This window comes from Pontibacter kalidii, from assembly GCF_026278245.1.
Taxonomy (GTDB): Bacteria; Bacteroidota; Bacteroidia; order Cytophagales; family Hymenobacteraceae; genus Pontibacter; species Pontibacter kalidii.
Map to the genome: position 1 here is coordinate 4482499 of NZ_CP111079.1, position 16503 is coordinate 4499001.

At 54.4% G+C, this 16503-nt stretch carries 12 protein-coding genes; 3 read left to right on the forward strand and 9 right to left on the reverse strand.

Annotated features, from left to right (window positions below; translation table 11 throughout):
• The first annotated feature begins 27 nt into the window (after positions 1 to 27).
• A complete protein-coding gene (locus tag OH144_RS18850) occupies positions 28 to 1233 on the forward strand; it encodes an NADH-quinone oxidoreductase subunit D (RefSeq protein WP_266203825.1) in 1206 nt (401 codons plus the stop codon).
• A 611-nt stretch (positions 1234 to 1844) separates the two neighbouring features.
• Here the strand turns inward: OH144_RS18850 and OH144_RS18855 are convergent.
• The 3 genes from OH144_RS18855 to ispF form a co-directional block, all read right to left on the reverse strand.
• On the reverse strand, positions 1845 to 3221 hold the full coding sequence (locus OH144_RS18855; RefSeq protein WP_266203826.1) for a LutB/LldF family L-lactate oxidation iron-sulfur protein: 1377 nt from the start codon (positions 3219 to 3221) through the stop codon (positions 1845 to 1847).
• A 204-nt stretch (positions 3222 to 3425) separates the two neighbouring features.
• A complete protein-coding gene (locus OH144_RS18860) occupies positions 3426 to 4973 on the reverse strand; it encodes a M28 family peptidase (RefSeq protein ID WP_266203827.1) in 1548 nt (515 codons plus the stop codon).
• A 74-nt stretch (positions 4974 to 5047) separates the two neighbouring features.
• The gene (gene ispF / locus OH144_RS18865) at positions 5048 to 5533 is read right to left on the reverse strand and encodes a 2-C-methyl-D-erythritol 2,4-cyclodiphosphate synthase (protein ID WP_266203828.1); all 486 of its coding nucleotides are present in this window, start codon (positions 5531 to 5533) and stop codon (positions 5048 to 5050) included.
• A 228-nt stretch (positions 5534 to 5761) separates the two neighbouring features.
• Between ispF and OH144_RS18870 the strand changes: the two genes are divergently transcribed.
• A complete protein-coding gene (locus tag OH144_RS18870) occupies positions 5762 to 6511 on the forward strand; it encodes an OBAP family protein (RefSeq protein ID WP_266203829.1) in 750 nt (249 codons plus the stop codon).
• 911 nt (positions 6512 to 7422) lie between these two features.
• On the opposite strand, the gene OH144_RS18875 is transcribed toward OH144_RS18870, so the two are convergent.
• From OH144_RS18875 to OH144_RS18900, 6 genes are all read right to left on the reverse strand, one after another.
• The gene (locus OH144_RS18875; RefSeq protein WP_266203830.1) at positions 7423 to 8523 is read right to left on the reverse strand and encodes an alkene reductase; all 1101 of its coding nucleotides are present in this window, start codon (positions 8521 to 8523) and stop codon (positions 7423 to 7425) included.
• Positions 8524 to 8648: 125 nt separating this feature from the next.
• Positions 8649 to 9473 (reverse strand): aldo/keto reductase, encoded by an 825-nt coding sequence (locus OH144_RS18880; RefSeq protein WP_266203831.1) that lies wholly within the window; start codon positions 9471 to 9473, stop codon positions 8649 to 8651.
• Positions 9474 to 9529: 56 nt separating this feature from the next.
• A complete protein-coding gene (locus tag OH144_RS18885; protein ID WP_266203832.1) occupies positions 9530 to 9979 on the reverse strand; it encodes a MarR family winged helix-turn-helix transcriptional regulator in 450 nt (149 codons plus the stop codon).
• A gap of 154 nt (positions 9980 to 10133) precedes the next feature.
• Positions 10134 to 10589 (reverse strand): PepSY-like domain-containing protein, encoded by a 456-nt coding sequence (locus OH144_RS18890; RefSeq protein WP_266203833.1) that lies wholly within the window; start codon positions 10587 to 10589, stop codon positions 10134 to 10136.
• Positions 10590 to 10976: 387 nt separating this feature from the next.
• Positions 10977 to 12161, reverse strand: a complete 1185-nt coding sequence (locus OH144_RS18895) for an IS4 family transposase (RefSeq protein ID WP_266203304.1) — start codon at positions 12159 to 12161, stop codon at positions 10977 to 10979.
• Positions 12162 to 12920: 759 nt separating this feature from the next.
• Positions 12921 to 14180 (reverse strand): M16 family metallopeptidase, encoded by a 1260-nt coding sequence (locus OH144_RS18900; protein ID WP_266203834.1) that lies wholly within the window; start codon positions 14178 to 14180, stop codon positions 12921 to 12923.
• A 325-nt stretch (positions 14181 to 14505) separates the two neighbouring features.
• Here OH144_RS18900 and OH144_RS18905 point away from each other — a divergent pair, with 325 nt between their 5' ends.
• On the forward strand, positions 14506 to 16485 hold the full coding sequence (locus tag OH144_RS18905) for an alpha-ketoacid dehydrogenase subunit alpha/beta (RefSeq protein WP_266203835.1): 1980 nt from the start codon (positions 14506 to 14508) through the stop codon (positions 16483 to 16485).
• Positions 16486 to 16503: the final 18 nt, after the last annotated feature.

Consider the following 16503-nt stretch of genomic DNA (forward strand, 5'->3'; position numbering starts at 1 on the left):
CATCATTAGTCATTAATTATTCACCCCGTGTCCACGATCTATAAAAACTACCTGCTGCAGTCGGAGCCGAATAAGTTCAGCCAGGATGCGCTGAAGGCCGGTGAGATGATTGTGAACATGGGGCCGCAGCACCCAAGCACGCACGGCGTACTGCGCCTGGAGGTGGTCACCGACGGCGAGATCATTCAGGAGGTGGTGCCGCACATCGGCTACCTGCACCGCTGTTTCGAGAAGCACGCCGAAAGTATGGCCTACAACCAGACCATTCCCTACGTAGACCGCATGGACTACCTGGCCGCCATGAACTCGGAGCATGTGTGGTGTATGGGAGTGGAGAAGCTGCTGGGCATTACCGATCAGATCCCGAAGCGGGTGGAGTACATCCGGGTGCTGGTAACGGAGCTCAACCGCATTGCCTCGCACTTTGTGGCCATCGGTACCTACGCCATCGACATTGGGGCCTTCACGCCGTTCCTGTGGCTGCTGCGCGACCGCGAGCACATTCAGCGCTTGCTGGAGTGGGTTTGTGGCGCCCGCATGCTGTACAACTATATCTGGGTGGGCGGTTTATACTATGATCTGCCCATCGGCTTTGAGGAGCGCTGCCGCGAATTTATAGATTACCTGCAGCCCAAGCTCGACGAACTGGATACTATACTTCTGGAGAACAAGATCTTTATAGACCGTACGGCTAATGTAGGTATACTTCCGCTGGATGTGGCGATTAATTATGGCTGCTCCGGCCCCATGCTGCGCGGCTCCGGTCTGAAGTATGATTTGCGCCGCGTGGATGGCTACAGCGTATATCCCGAGCTGGAATTTGAGGTCCCAATAGGGCAGGGCCTGGCCGGCACCACCGGCGATTGCTGGGATCGCAACTACGTGCGCGCCCTGGAGTGCCGCGAGTCAGTTAAGATCATCCGCCAATGCCTCGACCAGCTTACCGGCGACCACAAACGTACCCCCGACTTTGACCCACAGGCCGCCTGCCCCAAGAAGATGCGCATGACCGGAGCGCAGGAGTTATACTTTAGAGGCGAAACCCCGCGCGGCGAGCTGGGTTACTACTTCCGCACCACTGATAAAAGCGATGTGCCGTTCCGCGCTAAAGGCCGTGCCCCAAGCTTTGTAAACCTGTCCGTGTTATCTGAAATAAGCCGTGGCTGTATGGTGGCAGATTTAATTGCCATCGTAGGTTCTGTGGATATCGTGCTGGGCGAAGTGGATAGGTAGGGTAGATTTATATTTGCTTCCTAACGCCAGCATTCGCTTATGCATTCCTGTAGCCACTGCTTTCTGCAACTGGAACAAGCTATCCTTGCTAGCTACCGTTCATCCACGGCCTCATAACCAGCTTATTTCACATCCAGCTTTGGCTCGCTCCAGCCCGCGAGGGCTCGTCCTCGGGCATCGCGCTGTGTTCCCTCCTGCGCTAAGGCGCTGCCCTTTCAGGGCACCGGATCTCACAAGGCGCTCAACCCGAGGACTGGGTTCAGTTCGATAGCTGCTGCTATGCAATATGAACCGAAGTCCCCCTTGGAAGGAGGCAAGGGGATGTAATCGCCTGCAGTAGATTCCCCTCCTCGGAGGGGCTGGGGGTGGGTTCATACTATTGCTGATGCTACCTCAGCAGCAATAGATGTTATACTTCAGCCAAAGCAGCTACAGAGCTCCCCTCCTTAGCCAAGGAGGGGCAGGGGTGGTTGGACTAGGTATCGCAAAACATCCGTCCTTTTTTAGGAATGGACTAGGGTAAACCTTCTGCCACTCCTAGGAAGGAGTTTACTCCGAAACTATAAACCCGATTCAGAAAAAAAGCCTGCTTCATCAGCAGGCTTAATAATTTATTTTCCGCGTTGCTCTTTCCAAAGCTGGTTAAACGATTTACTGGCGGCTTGCAGCGGCTCACGGCGTTTGCTCCAGGTGTCTTTCTGCATGTAGCGCAGCACGAAGTTCTTGATGCCGGCAGGGGCCAGGTTCATCAGCGTTCTGCTCTTCATGGCCTTTAGCCACAGTTTGATAGCCGTTTTCTCCTGGCTCTCGGCCAGCCCCTCGTCCACACTTTGCTTGCGGTTTAGCAGCAGCAGGTTGTGGATGTTGATCTTAACCGGACAAACGGAGGTGCAGGCGCCGCAGAGGGAGCTGGCAAAGCTCAGGTGCTTGTTTTCGGCCATCCCATCATAGTGTGGCGTGATGACGGAGCCGATCGGGCCACTGTAGGTTGTTTCGTACGTATGGCCGCCGATGTTCTTGTATACCGGACACACGTTGAGGCAGGCACCACAGCGGATGCAGTTCAGGGCCTCGCGCTTCTCGGGCAGGGCCAGCAGGTCGGTGCGGCCGTTGTCGAGCAGGACCACGTACATCTCCTCCGGACCGTCCTTCTCTTTCGGCTGGCGTGGGCCGGTGAAGACCGTGTTGTACACCGTAATATTCTGCCCGGTGCCGCTGGTGCTCAGTAGCGGCCAGAACAGGTCCAGGTCCATAATAGAAGGGATCATCTTCTCGATGCCCACAATGGCGATATGCGTTTTGGGGAAAGCTGTGGAAAGACGGCCATTGCCCTCGTTCTCGGTGACGGCCACGCCGCCCACGTCCGCGATCAGGAAGTTACCGCCGGTGATGCCTACCTCGGCGGAAGTATACTTTTCGCGGAGTAGTGTACGAGCCACGCCCACCAATTCCTCGGCGTTATCGGTAGGAGGGATGCCCAGCTTGCGCACAAACAGGTCGCGTATGTCTGCCTTAGACATGTGCATGGCCGGCGTCACGATGTGGTAAGGCCGCTGCTCCGCCAACTGCACGATATATTCGCCCAAGTCAGTCTCTACGGTCTCGATGCCGTTCTTCTCCAGGTACTCGTTCAGGTGTATCTCCTCTGTCGTCATCGACTTGGACTTTACCACCGAGCGGGCACGCTTGCGCTTCATGATCTCGCCAATCTCCTTCAAGGCCTCCTGCGCATCGCGGGCCCAGATCACTTTGCCGCCGCGGGCGGTAAAGTTGGCCTCGAACTCCATCAGGTACTTATCCAGGTTGTTGATGGTCTGGGTTTTGATATAGGAAGCCCGCTCGCGGGCCAGCTCATGGTCTGAGTATTGGGTAAGGCCACGCTGCACAGCGGCGTTATACTTGCCGATGTTGAACTTGATGGTGGAGCGGTGCCCCTGATCGAATGCTTTTGTCTCTGCGTCCTGCAGAAACTGTCTCAGTTTGCTCATACTATATTTCCCCCTGCGTTTTCCAGGGTGAGCCATACTTTAGGCCGTCCCCATAAAAGAAAAACACCCTTAAAGTTAAAAAGAGTTTGGGAGTTTAGGAGTTAGAGAGTTAAAGAAGTAAAACAAATAATATTTTGTCATTTTTACTTCTTTAACTCATTCTTCTCTAACTCCTAAACTCCCAAACTCTCTAACTCCAAAAGCTTACTTTTTATTGCTGTCCACAACAATCCGGTTTTCGCGGTTGGCCAGCTCCCATGTCACGTGGAACGCCAGGCGGGATACCTTCTCGGCGCTCTCGTAGATGATCTTGTCCGCATGGTCGCCCGGCTGGTGGTAATCGTCGTGCACGCCGTTGAAGTAGAACACGATCGGTATGCCGTTCTTGGCGAAGTTATAGTGGTCGGAGCGGTAGTAGAAGCGGTTCGGGTCGTTCTCGTCGTTAAAAGTATAGTCGAGCTTCAGGTTCACGTACTTCTGGTTCATCTCCTCGTTTATCTGGTGCAGCTCCGAAGAAAGCTTGTCGGCCCCGATCACGTAGATGTAGTTGCTGTCGTTAGTCTTCTCGTGCTCGTAATCCATGCGGCCGATCATGTCGATGTTCACGTTCGCCACAGTGTTCTCCAGCGGGAAGATTGGGTTGTTGGCATAGTACTCCGAGCCCAACAGGCCTTTCTCCTCACCGGTTACCGTCATGAATAGCACGCTGCGGCGCGGGCCGTAACCGTCTTTCTTCGCCTGGGCAAATGCCTCGGCAAGCTCGATCACCGCCACCGTGCCGGAACCGTCGTCGTTGGCGCCGTTGTAGATCTTATCGCCTTCCAGCGACTCGTCCACACCCACGTGGTCGTAATGCGCTGTTACGATGATTACCTCGTCTTTCTTATCAGTACCCTCTATAAAGCCTAGCACGTTTTCGGTTGGCAGTGGCTCCGTTGTTCTGCTCATCAGAATCCTGATATCAGAAGCAGGCTTAAAGGCGATGGTGGAAGCGTTGCGCTGCAGCTGCTCGGGGGTAGTGCCCAGTAGGGCGGCGCCTACGGTAGGCGTGGCAAAAATTGTAGCCGGGCGGTTGTTGTTGTTGCTGCCCATCTGCGAGAGCGAAGGCTGCGAGAGGCGGTGTGAAAAGCGCTCGGCCATGCCGCGGTACTCCTCGGCACCCAGCACGTACACTACGCCTTTAGCGCCGGCCTGCTCGGCGGCGGCACCAAAACCGCGCATCTTGGTCTGCATCTCAGCTGGCGTCAGCATGGTTACCACAAGTTTACCCTGTGCGCCTTTCTCTGCAAGTTGTGCGGCATCAGCTACATAAACAGCCTCTACGCCTTGCTCGGTAGTGAACGGAGAGGAGCCGAACGGGAAGAAGTCCTGCATCATCAGGTACTTCTCAGTTCCTATCGAAATATGGCCTTCGCCCCAGGCGCTCTTCTGCAGGTCGAACGTCTGGTAGTAGGGGTTGGCGCTGTTAGTCTTTACCGGGCCTGCCAGGCCATCCTCGCGGAACTCACGGGCAATGTACTCGGCGGCCATTTTCTGACCTTTCTCGCCGGTGTTGCGGCCTTCATACTCGTCAGAGGCAATGATGTGCAGGTGCTTCGACAGGTCTGCCGCTGTAATGGTTTGGGCATACTTGGGGGCAGCCTCGCTCAGCTTGGCTACATCGGTAGTGGGCTTGCTGGCGCTTGGGCCCTGGGCGCAGCCATAGCCAACGGCAGCTAGCAGCAGGGCGGCGTAGAGATTATGTCTCTTCATGATTTAGTTAAGGTGTTATAAAAGTATAATTCAGGTTAGACGGGTGCTGGTGCAGGTGGTTTAATCCGCCGTGCCTACTGCTTCACGATCAGGACAGTGGCAAAGGCCGCCACGCCTTCTTTCTTGCCCACAAAGCCCAGGTGCTCGGTGGTGGTAGCCTTAATAGAGATATCCTCTTCAGGGATGCCCATTACCTCGGCCAGGCAGGTTTTCATACTTGGGATGTGCGGGTTTACCTTCGGCTCCTGCAGGCAGATGGTCGAGTCGATATTACCAATTTCGTAGCCTTCGCGGCTTAGCAGGTGCACCACCTCCTTCAACAGGATCTTGGAGTCGATGCCTTTATACTTGGGGTCCTTGTCGGAGAAGTGGTAGCCGATGTCGCGCATGTTGGCGGCACCCAACAGGGCGTCGCAGATCACGTGCGTGAGCACATCGGCGTCGGAGTGTCCCAGCGCGCCGTGCGTGTGCGGGATTTTGATGCCGCCGAGCCAGAAATCCAGGCCTTCCTGCAGTTGGTGCACGTCGTAGCCGAAGCCGGTTCTTATTTTCAGTTTCATAGTGTGGTAATCCGAAGTATACGTATGCATAAAGCCCCTGAAGAAGCAGAGCTAAAAAGTAAATCTAAGCTAAAAATATGATTTTGCGCCACTGCCAGGGCCGTTTTTTGCGTTTATACCTGCTCTAGGCGAATGCGCTGTTGGAGCCAACGTATAGGCGCAGCATACAATACGGGCATACGTCTGTAGAGTTGAAGAACCAGGATTATACCTAAACTGGATTTAAAGATGATTGAAAAGATAAAAACCGTCCTGCCCCTGCTGGCGATAGGGCTAGTGGCAGGCTGCGGCGGCGAGAACTCCGAAACCGACGTGCAGGTGCCCGGCAGCGAGAAAACCGTGGAAACGAAAGCATTGGAGATGAGCGCAAACCTGATGCAGAATAAAGCCCCGCTCACAAGGACACACATGTACCTGAATGGCTTCCACTTTTATAGCGGCCACCTGGAGGGGCAGATGGAGGTACACCATTATGTAACGCAGCTGAACGAGGATGTGCACCAGGCGATCATTTATGATGGCAATGGGGATGAAGCCAAGCTGATGGGGGTGGAGTACATCATCTCTGAGCGGTTGTTTAAACAGCTGCCGGAGGAGGAGAAAAAGCTGTGGCACAGCCACCATTATGAGGTGAAATCGGGTACGCTGATTGCGCCGGGTATCCCCGATGCCACCGAGCATCAACTGATGGAGAAACTGGTGTCTACCTACGGCAAAACCATACACACCTGGCATACCGACCGCAACATGGAACTGCCCTTTGGCGCTCCGATGATCATGATGAGCTTTACCGGGGACGGGCAGCTGCGGCAGGAACTGGTAGACGAGCGAGACAAGAACTTAAAGGTATCGACGGCGGAAAAGCACAAGCAGCGCGAGGATATCCCCATGCCGGAGGTCGTGCCAGGTGCCAATGCCTGGGAGCAGGGCGAGGTACGGCAGCTGCAGCTATCCGACAAGGCTCCTGATTTGCAGTAGCATGGTCATTAGCGGAAGTATAAAGTATAAAAGGCCGACTGGGTTGGAGTTTATGCTTTGGCTATTCCGCTGTTCCGGATATCCTTGTCCGGAACTCTACCTGCTGCGGATTTCCTAATCCGCGTAAGCCATACTTTTATACTTGCTGATTCATACTTTATACTTGGGTTATACTTTGCTAGCCACTGCTTCCTACGTCTTTTTATACTTGAGCTATACTCTCCTAGCCGCTAATTCCTGTATTTTGACACAAGCTATACTTTCTAGCTACCGCTGATCCTGTAGACTTACAAGCCTACAGTTTCATTTATACTTTGGTGCTCTCAAGCCCGAGAGGGCTCGTCTTCCCGCATCGCGCTGTGTTCCCTTCCTTTGCTACCCTTCGGCCGCAATGCCGCTTTCGCGGCACCGGAATCTCACAAGGCGCTCTTTGTCGAGGGCCCCTACCCCCACCCAAGGACTGGGAATCGTTCGATAGCCTCCGCCAACAGAGCTTGAACCAAGTCCCCCTTTGAAGGGGGCAGGGGGATGTTAATCAACTGCGGAGAATTCCCCTCCTTGGAGGGGCTGGGGTGGGTTTATATTTTGTAGGGACAGGTCGCGACCTGTCCGCGCGATACCAGCAGATACGGAGCTCATACTTCATCCACAGCAATTACAGGCTCCCCTCCTTAGACTACCGAGAACGGGAGTTCGAAGGTAGCGAGCTTAGCTCTGAGGGGTAGGGGTGGTTGGACCCGGCAGTGCAGAAATGCGAACAGGGATGTCTGCAGCAGCCTTAGTACTGCCAAACTCCCTCCCCTGTTCTTAGGGGAGGGTTGGGGAGGGGTGAATCCGTTTGAGTTACAAAGTATAAAAAAAGCGCCCGCTATACTTTAGCGGGTGCTTTCGCATTGTGCAGCAAAGTCGGCTTAGGCTTCCACCTCTGCCAGCGTAGGGTAATCCACGTAGCCTTCCGGGCCAGGAGCATAGAACTTGCTCTGGTCTGCCTGTTGCAGCTCGGCGTTCTGGGCAAAGCGCTCCGGCAGGTCCGGGTTGGCGATAAACGGCACCCCGAAAGCCACCATGTCAGCGTTGCCATCGGCAATCACCTGGTTGCCCGTTTCCTGGGTAAAGCCGCCGTTGATGATCAGGCTGCCCTTATACTTCGGACGGTAGCGTTTGGCCACTTGCGGCTCTATGTGCGGCACGTCCTTGTTGGCCGGTGAGGCCTCAGTCAGGTGCAGGTAAGCCAGGCTATACTTGTTCAGCTGTTCTACAATGTAGTCGAAGGTGGGGATAGTGTCCTCGTTTACGGTGATGCCGAAGCCGCCGTGCATGCTGGGGTTCAGGCGCACACCTATCCGATGCTGCGGCACCACTTCCTTAACGGCGTCCAGTACCTCGAACAGGATGCGCGCACGGTTCTCCACAGAGCCACCGTAGGCATCGGTGCGTACGTTGGCGGTACTTACGAAGAACTGGTGCAGCAGATAACCGTTGGAGGCATGCACTTCCACGCCGTCAAAACCGGCATCTATGGCATTGCGGGCAGCTGTTTTAAAGTCCTGCACGATCTGCTTTATCTCCGGCACCGTCAACTCGCGCGGGGCAACGGTGTCTTTGAAGCCCTCCGGCGTAAAGGCCTTGTCGTTCGGGTTGATGGGAGAGGGGGCCACAGGTAGCTTCCCGCCATGGAAATCAGGGTGCGACATGCGGCCCACGTGCCACAGCTGCAGGAAAATCTTGCCGCCTTCCGCGTGCACGGCATCGGTTACTTTCCTCCAGCCTGCTACCTGCTCCGCACTGTAAATGCCGGGCGTGTTAATGTAGCCGACCGCCTGCTCCGAAATCTGCGACCCTTCAGAGATGATCAGTCCGGCGCCGGCGCGCTGGGCGTAGTAAGTAGCCATCAGCTCATTGGCGGCGTTGTTGTTATTATCGGCGCGGCTGCGCGTCATGGGTGCCATGATGACCCGATTTTTCAGGTACAGGTCGTGTAGAGTTATTGGTTTTAAAAGTGGTTGTGACATAATGTAGTTAGAAAGTTAGAGAGTTAGAAAGTTTAGGAGTTAAAAAGGGGCTCCTTGCGTAACCCTCCAGGCATCATTTAATATTTATGGTTTTTAATTATTGATTCGTAATTCTTAATTATCAATTAGACCGTGTCCCAGGCTGGGGCGAAGGAAGGGTTGATGAGGCGGGTGTTGGCCTGCTTGAGCTGGTTTATCTGCTCCACTTCCTGCTGGGTGAGTTCAAAGTCGAAGATGTTGAAGTTGGCTTCGATGTTCTTTTCCTTGGCACTTCTCGGGATGGCCAGCACGCCGTCCTGCTGCATGAGCCAGCGCAGCGTTACCTGCACCTCGTTTTTGTCATACTTGCTGCCGATGCTTTTGAGCGTCTTGTTGCCCAGCACTTGTCCTTGCGCAATCGGACTGTAGGCCGTGAGCGTGAGCTCGTGCTGGCGCAGGTATGCATATAGCTTGTCCTGGTTGAGGAAAGGGTGGTACTCCACCTGATTGGTGATGATCCCGGCGCCGGTGGCCAGCACGCTGTCGAGCAGGGCAGTAGGGTGGTTGCTGACTCCAATATACCGGGCATAGCCTTTCTCCTGGGCTTTCATCAACTCCGCCATGTACTCCTCCACAGGCACCTCTGCATTTGGCCAGTGGATCAGCAGCAGGTCCACGTAGTCCGAGCGAAGCTTTTGCAGGCTTTCTTCCACAGAGGGCATGAATTTATCTTTCGAGAGGTTCGTCGGCAGCACCTTGGTGGTCAGGAAAACCTCGCTCCGAGCTACCCCGGATTCCATGATGGCTTTACCCACTGCCTCCTCGTTGCGGTACATCTGAGCCGTGTCGATGTGCCTATAGCCAGTGGCGAGGGCATGGGTAACGATCCTCAGTGCCGTGTCTCCCTCTAATTGGAAGGTGCCCAACCCTAGTGCTGGAATCGTGGCTCCCTTTATCTTGATGTGTTTCATAGGTCGTTTTAACGTATGTACATTACTTGTGTATACAAATATATCCGCAAAAAAAATCAGCCTCGTAGTTTATCCAACATGTTGCTCACCATAACAGCTTCCTCCTTCGAAAGCTTATGGAAATGCTCCAGGAGTTCCGGAAAACGAGCATCTACCTCCTGCAGCTTCTTCATACCCTTTTCCGTGAGGCGTACCTCAATCATGCGGCGGTTGGCCTGGCAGATGTCGCGGGTAACGAAGCCTTTTTCTATCAGTTTGTCGATGAGGCGGGTAACGTTGGAGTTGCGGTCCACCATGCGGTTCTGGATATCGCCGAAGCACACCGGCTCCGGTTGCTGCCCGCGCAGGATGGCCAGCACGTTGTGCTGCTGCAGCGTGAGGCCAAGGCGCTTAAAGAACGGCATCAGCTGCTGGTTCACCCAGTTGTTGGTAAACAACAGGTTCACGAGCAGACGACGGTGATCATCCTTAAACTCCTTTTGGTGTATTTCGTCTTCTATTCGCATCGGCCACAAAGGTAAAGTTCCTCGTTTGTATATACAAGAGTGGCCGGAAAAGGTTTAGCTGAGCTGGGCGCAACCTTGGCTGAGGGATAAAAAAGAAGCGCGGTGTTTCGGCACCGCGCTTCACAAAATACATAAGGCTTATTTTCTGTTGGGTTTAATCCCAGTACTGTACCCCTGTCTGTTCCTGGCCGTCGGCAGCGAAAACGAGCTTCTGCTCCTGCTTGTCTTTCTCCAGCTCCACCTGATAGAAGGTTGTACCATCCTTCTGCAGTTCGTCTGCGTCGTCTATCCTGTAGTCGGCATAGTTCTGGCTGATGGCGGTCTTCACCTGCTCCGGCAGTTCTGTCTCGGCAACATCGAACTTGTGCATCAGCAGGCTGCCGGAGGCGTTGAACAGGGCGTCGTGTTCCACAGTGGCCACGTCGAAGTCGGCCTCGAAGTCCTCGCCTTTCTTCTCCCACTCCACATGCTGGGCGTCGGGGAACGTGCTGCTCAGTGTTTCCTTTACCGCTGCAGGCACATCATCAGGCTTTATATCGTCATCTTTATCATTATCGCAGGCAAAAAGGGAGCCGCCCAGAAACAGAAGTGCAATTGCTGTTGATTTCATGATTTTTGCTTTTAAGGTTATACATAAGGTATGGAGCAAAGCTACAGGCCGATTCTGAAGCAATACTGGAGCAAATCTGAAGCAATACTGAAGAAGGGAGAATAGTATTGATTTTAGCTCTAATAAACCCTAATCCCTCTTTGGATAAGGAGGGAGATTCACCCCTCCTCCCCAACCCTCCCCTTTTATCGAGGGCCCCTACCCCCAAAACAGGGAAGGGAGCCTGTACTTGCTGCTGCTGAAGTATAAGTTTTGTAGCTGCTGATCTTACGCGGGCAGGTCGCGATCTATCCCTACAGGTGTAAACCCACCCCTCCAAGGAGGGAGATTATACTTGCCCAGGCGTCCGCTCTTTCGGATTTGCAATTAGGAGTGTTCGGAAGTTGTTTACGTTTTCATATTGGCAAAGACAATCTCTGGTTTTCCTCCTGCTATGACGATAAGCAAGGCCGTGATACGTTCATCAAGCTCCATGGCAAATCTTCTTTTGGCGGTTTTGTATCCCAGCTCATTTACTTTCCTGTAGACCAACAGCATCATGGCCAGTATCAGCGTCATGTAAAGGATGATTTTGATACCGTTGAGGCTGACCGTGAGCAGATGGGAGAGGTTGAGCTCCTGCTTGAGAAAGCGGAAGAAGACCTCTATGTCCCAGCGCCTGCGGTAGAGCCTGGCAATGGCCTTAGCCGATACGTCAAAGCGGTTGGTGAGCAAGGGAATCACTTTGCCTTTGTCGGTCACAGCTTTGATGAGGCGAAAAGGCACCTCGACCTGCTTGCCATGGGAGTAGAGCCAACACAACTCATCGCTGAGGATGCGCACGTTGCCTACCCGCTCTCCAGCCGCCGTCGAGAAACAAGTGCCGGTTTGGCAGCGGGCATTCTTCTTGAGCCGGGTGATAAACCAAAGCTGCTTTGCATCTATCCGGCAAAAGCTCCTGCGCTGCTGCACGCCCCTGTCGAAGACAACCACGTTGTCCTCGGCTGCTACCTGGCCCAGGATAAGCCTGGCAATGGTCTTGTCCTCGCTCAACTCGGATTGTTTGGAAAACAGCTCCACGGAGGAGGGAAACAGGTCCTGCAGGGCCAGCGTGTACTTGATCTGTTTTTTGCCGTCCTTCTTGCGCCCCACACGCATACCGGCCTCCAATTTGTTGGCCTGCTCGCAAACCATGGTCGAGTCAACCCGGGTAATGGAGTGGCCTGCTGCCTGCTGCTCCCCGTAGTGGCGCGAGAAGAGGTGATAGACCTGCTGATAGGCCTGCTCAAAAAAGCTCACTGGCATGGTGGCCAGCCTGTCGGAGAGGGAGCTGTGGCTGATCTGGGAAGAGGCATCGAGCTTGGCAAACGCCCGGAACTTGGCTGTGTTGAAATAATCTGCTAGGCTCCGCTGCCCTATTCTCTCATCACTTATCAGACCGTAGAGCAGCAGGTAAAACATGCTGCGCCCATACAACTTATGCACCTTGTAATCAACTCTCGTCTGATGGGCAAGAGCAGAAAAGCTCTCCTCGGGAATATACTGCAGTAAGGATTCCACACTTACTTTGGTAGAGGATATAATAGCGGCCATAACTTTTATGCATTATCCCTTCTTTTACGATTCCATAACTCTTCCGAACACTCCTAATTTGCAATCCGAAAGCATAGTATTATCAGGATTTGTAATCCGGTTTAACACTTTGCCAGCTGTAGAGCTGCGGCTAAAAACTAAAAGCCGGTTTGCAAATCCTCTTATTAGGTGCTTCGGGATTATAAATCCCGAAGAGCAACTGGGAATTCTGTAGCACCGGGTCCAACCACCCCTGCCCCTCCTTAGCCAAGGAGGGAACACAGCGCGATGCGGGAAGACGAGCCCCTCTCGGGCTGGAGAGCACCACTGCAGGAAATGCAACGGTAGGTTTGTAGGAACTAGAGGATCAGCGGGAGCTAGAAAGGATAGCTTGGTTCAGGTTGCAGGAAGCCGTGGCCAGGGAAGTATGGCCGAAGCATAAGTATAAAAATATGGCTCACGCGGATTGCAAATCCGAAAGAGCGGAAGCGGGAGCTAACAAGTGTAGCTTGTGTCCGGTTGATAAAGCTGTGGCAGGTAAAGACACAAGCGGACACTTGCGCCAGCAAAGTATAAAGTATAGCTTAAGTATAAAAGTATGGCTTGGAAGGCACGGGTTGCAAACACGCTCCAGCAGCAGGGGTGAAGTCCGCAGCAGGATTCGTTTCAGAAATAAATGACAAATATAGACAGAAGATGAACAGCAATTTTGCTGGCGAGGCTTCTAACGAAGAAAGGCCACCAAGTATGGCAGCCTTCCTTCGTTATCAAAAGCCAATATTACGCCTCCACCGGCTGCTCCTTCTTCTCCGCCTTGTACAGCAGGGTAGAGCAGTTGGTCTTTCGCAGCACCTCCTGGGCGCATCGCTGGATATCGTCTGGCGTTACGGCCTGTACTTTCTCGCCTTCCTGGTTGATGAGGTTGGCATCGCCGAGCAGTTTGCAGTAGGCCAGGTTCATGGCGCGGTTCAGCAGCTCGATCTCGGAGAAAACGATGCTGGTCTCGGCCTGGTTCTTCACCTTGTTCAGCTCCTCCTCGTCCACACGGTTGTCGATCAGTTCCTGCACAATGGTTTCGATGGCAGTGTTCGCCTCCTGCAGGTCCGCACCCTCGTTTAGCTTGCCCTGGATAATGAGCAGGCCCGGCTCCACGCTTCCGGTTACCGATGCAGAAATAGAGTTAAACAGTTTCTGCTCCTTCACCAGCCGCTCATACAAACGGCTCGATTTGCCACGACCCAGGATGTCGCTGATCAGGTCTACGGCATGGTAATCGGGGTGCTGGCGGCCCGGCATGTGGTAGGCTTTGTAAATGGCGCTGAGCGGCACGTCGGCCGTTACCTCCAGCACGCGCTCCTCCGTCTGCCGCGGCTCCTCCTGTAGCTGGCGCTCATACTTCTCACCGGCTGGTATCGGGCCGAACCATTTCTCTGCCAACTCCTTCGCCCGCTCAAAAGTTACGTTGCCGGCCACCACCAGTATGGCGTTGCTCGGTGAGTAGTGTTTCCGGAAAAAGGCCTTCACGATGTCCATGGTGGCCTCCTCGATGTGTGCGATCTCCTTGCCGATGGTAGCCCATTTGTAGGAGTGCTCCCTGTAGGCTAGCGGGCGCAGCTTCAGCCACACATCGCCGTAAGGCTGGTTCAGGTAGTTCTGCTTAAACTCTTCTACCACCACCTTGCGCTGTACCTCCAGGCCATGGTCGCTAAAGGCCAGCTCCAGCATGCGGTCCGACTCCAGCCAGAAGCCCGTTTCCAGGTTCTGCGCCGGCACCGAGAGGTAGTAGTTGGTGATGTCGGGGCTGGTGAAGGCGTTATTCTCACCGCCCACGCGCTGCAGGGGCTCATCGTACACGGGGATGTTCTTGGAGCCGCTGAACATCAAATGTTCGAACAGGTGCGCAAAGCCCGTATGTGCTTCCTCCTCGTCGCGGGAGCCCACATCGTAGAGCACGTTCAACACAGCCATCGGTGAAGTATGATCCTCATGCACGATCACGCGCAGTCCATTGTCCAGGGTACATTCTTTAAACTCTATCATATCTTAAATTGCTGCATGGTTGAAGGGCAGATGCAGGCTTTCGGGTACGCTGCTCAAACATCCGCCAATAATTTACCTGTTATACTTTTAAATGTTGGCTGCAGCTATACATTATACTTTAAAGTATAGAATATAGAGACTTTTGTGTCTTTGCTTGCAGCCTTTGCAGGTTTTCTGTAGCTTTTGCTCGCTAAGGTGAAAGGGCTGCACCTTCCTGCCTTGCGGCATCAATCCAACGAAACAAAAGTATAAATTAATGACTTAGCTTTTTGGTGCCTTGCCATTACTTTAACCCAAAAACTATAACGAGGTTTTCATTAAAGAGATGAACTATAACCGCAAAGAGTATTCTGAAGAGGAGCTGATCAATCTATACCGCGCCATCCTGAAGCCGCGCATGATCGAGGAGCGCATGCTGGTGCTGCTGCGCCAAGGCCGCGTGAGCAAGTGGTTTTCCGGCATCGGGCAGGAGGCGATCTCGGTGGGCTCGGCCATGGCGCTGGAGCCGGATGAGTATATTTTGCCGCTGCACCGCAACCTGGGCGTGTTCACGAGCCGGGGCATCGACCTAGGGCGCCTGTTCGCGCAGTTCCAGGGCAAAACGCACGGCTTCACCAAAGGCCGCGACCGCTCTTTCCACTTCGGCACCAACGAGCATCACATCGTGGGCATGATCTCGCACCTGGGTCCGCAGTTGGCCGTGGCCGACGGCATTGCCTTGGCCGACCTGCTGGAGAACAAGGAAAAGGTGACGTTGGTGTTCAGCGGGGATGGCGGTGCCTCGGAAGGGGACTTTCATGAGGCGCTGAACGTGGCGGCCGTGTGGGGCCTGCCGGTGATCTTTATGATCGAGAACAACGGCTATGGCCTCTCTACGCCCAGCAACGAGCAGTTTAAGTTCAAGCACTTCATCGATAAAGGCCCGGCTTACGGTATCGACGCGCTGCAGATAGACGGCAATAACATCCTGGAAGTATATGACACCGTTCGTCAGGCGGCGGCCAGTATCCGCAAGAACCCGCGCCCGATGCTCATCGAAGCCATCACCTTCCGCATGCGCGGCCATGAGGAGGCCAGTGGCACCAAGTACGTGCCGCAGGAGCTCTTCGAGAAGTGGGCCAAGAAAGACCCCGTGGAGAATTTCGAGAAGTACCTGCTGGATGAGCTGGTGCTGACGCAGAAGGTCCTGGAAAGTATAAAGGAGGAGCTGAAGGCCGAGATAGAGGAGGGGCTGCAGACGGCTTTTGCCGAGCCGATGCCGGAAGCCAACCGCGAGCAGGAATTAGCAGATATGTACAAGCCTTTCGAACAGGAGGTGATACAGCCAGCCTCGGAGGCCAAAACCGAGCGCCGCTTCGTGGATGCCATCTCGGATGGACTTCGCCAAAGTATGGAGCGCTACCCGGAGCTGGTGCTGATGGGCCAGGACATTGCCGAGTATGGGGGCGTGTTTAAAATTACAGAGGGCTTTGTGGAGAAGTTCGGCAAAGAACGTGTGCGCAACACCCCGCTCTGCGAGTCGGCTATACTGGGTATTGGCCTGGGCCTATCGGTGCGCGGGCAGAAGAGTATGGTGGAGATGCAGTTCGCCGATTTTGTGAGCGCCGGCTTCAGCCAGATTGTGAACAACCTGGCCAAGAGCCACTACCGCTGGGGCCAGCATGCCGATGTGGTGGTGCGTATGCCGACGGGGGCAGGCACAGCAGCCGGTCCGTTCCACTCGCAGAGCAACGAGGCCTGGTTCTTCCACACGCCGGGGCTGAAGATCGTTTACCCGTCTTCGCCTTACGATGCCAAGGGCCTGCTGAACGCCGCCATCGAGGATCCGAACCCAGTGATGTACTTCGAGCACAAGCTGCTTTACCGCTCCATCTCGCAGGAGATTCCGGATGATTATTACACCGTAGAGATCGGCAAAGCTAAAACAGTGGCCGAAGGCGATGACCTGACCATCATTACCTACGGCATGGGCGTGCACTGGGCCAAGCAACTGCAGCAGGAGCTAACCGATGCCAGTATAGAAATTCTGGACCTGCGCTCGCTGCTGCCCTGGGACAAAGAAGCCGTGCGCAGTGCCGTGGAGAAAACCGGCCGTGTAATCATCCTGCATGAAGACACGATGACCGGTGGCATTGGCGGGGAGATTGCCGCCTGGATAAGCGAGCACTGCTTCGAGTTGCTCGATGCCCCGGTGGCCCGCGTGGCCAGCCTGGACACAGCCGTGCCGTTCGCGCCGCCGCTGGAGCAGGAGTTTCTGCCAAGGCAGCGCCTGCGTGAGAAGGCAGAGGCCATGCTGAATTATTAAGGGATGCAGAGGCAGCAC

Coding starts and splice junctions, on each gene's coding strand:
- OH144_RS18855 (WP_266203826.1), bottom strand. CDS start 3,221: ATGAGCAAACTGAGACAGTTTCTGCAGGACGCAGAGACAAAAGCATTC.
- OH144_RS18860 (WP_266203827.1), bottom strand. CDS start 4,973: ATGAAGAGACATAATCTCTACGCCGCCCTGCTGCTAGCTGCCGTTGGC.
- ispF (WP_266203828.1), bottom strand. CDS start 5,533: ATGAAACTGAAAATAAGAACCGGCTTCGGCTACGACGTGCACCAACTG.
- OH144_RS18870 (WP_266203829.1), top strand. CDS start 5,762: ATGATTGAAAAGATAAAAACCGTCCTGCCCCTGCTGGCGATAGGGCTA.
- OH144_RS18875 (WP_266203830.1), bottom strand. CDS start 8,523: ATGTCACAACCACTTTTAAAACCAATAACTCTACACGACCTGTACCTG.
- OH144_RS18880 (WP_266203831.1), bottom strand. CDS start 9,473: ATGAAACACATCAAGATAAAGGGAGCCACGATTCCAGCACTAGGGTTG.
- OH144_RS18885 (WP_266203832.1), bottom strand. CDS start 9,979: ATGCGAATAGAAGACGAAATACACCAAAAGGAGTTTAAGGATGATCAC.
- OH144_RS18890 (WP_266203833.1), bottom strand. CDS start 10,589: ATGAAATCAACAGCAATTGCACTTCTGTTTCTGGGCGGCTCCCTTTTT.
- OH144_RS18895 (WP_266203304.1), bottom strand. CDS start 12,161: ATGGCCGCTATTATATCCTCTACCAAAGTAAGTGTGGAATCCTTACTG.
- OH144_RS18900 (WP_266203834.1), bottom strand. CDS start 14,180: ATGATAGAGTTTAAAGAATGTACCCTGGACAATGGACTGCGCGTGATC.
- OH144_RS18905 (WP_266203835.1), top strand. CDS start 14,506: ATGAACTATAACCGCAAAGAGTATTCTGAAGAGGAGCTGATCAATCTA.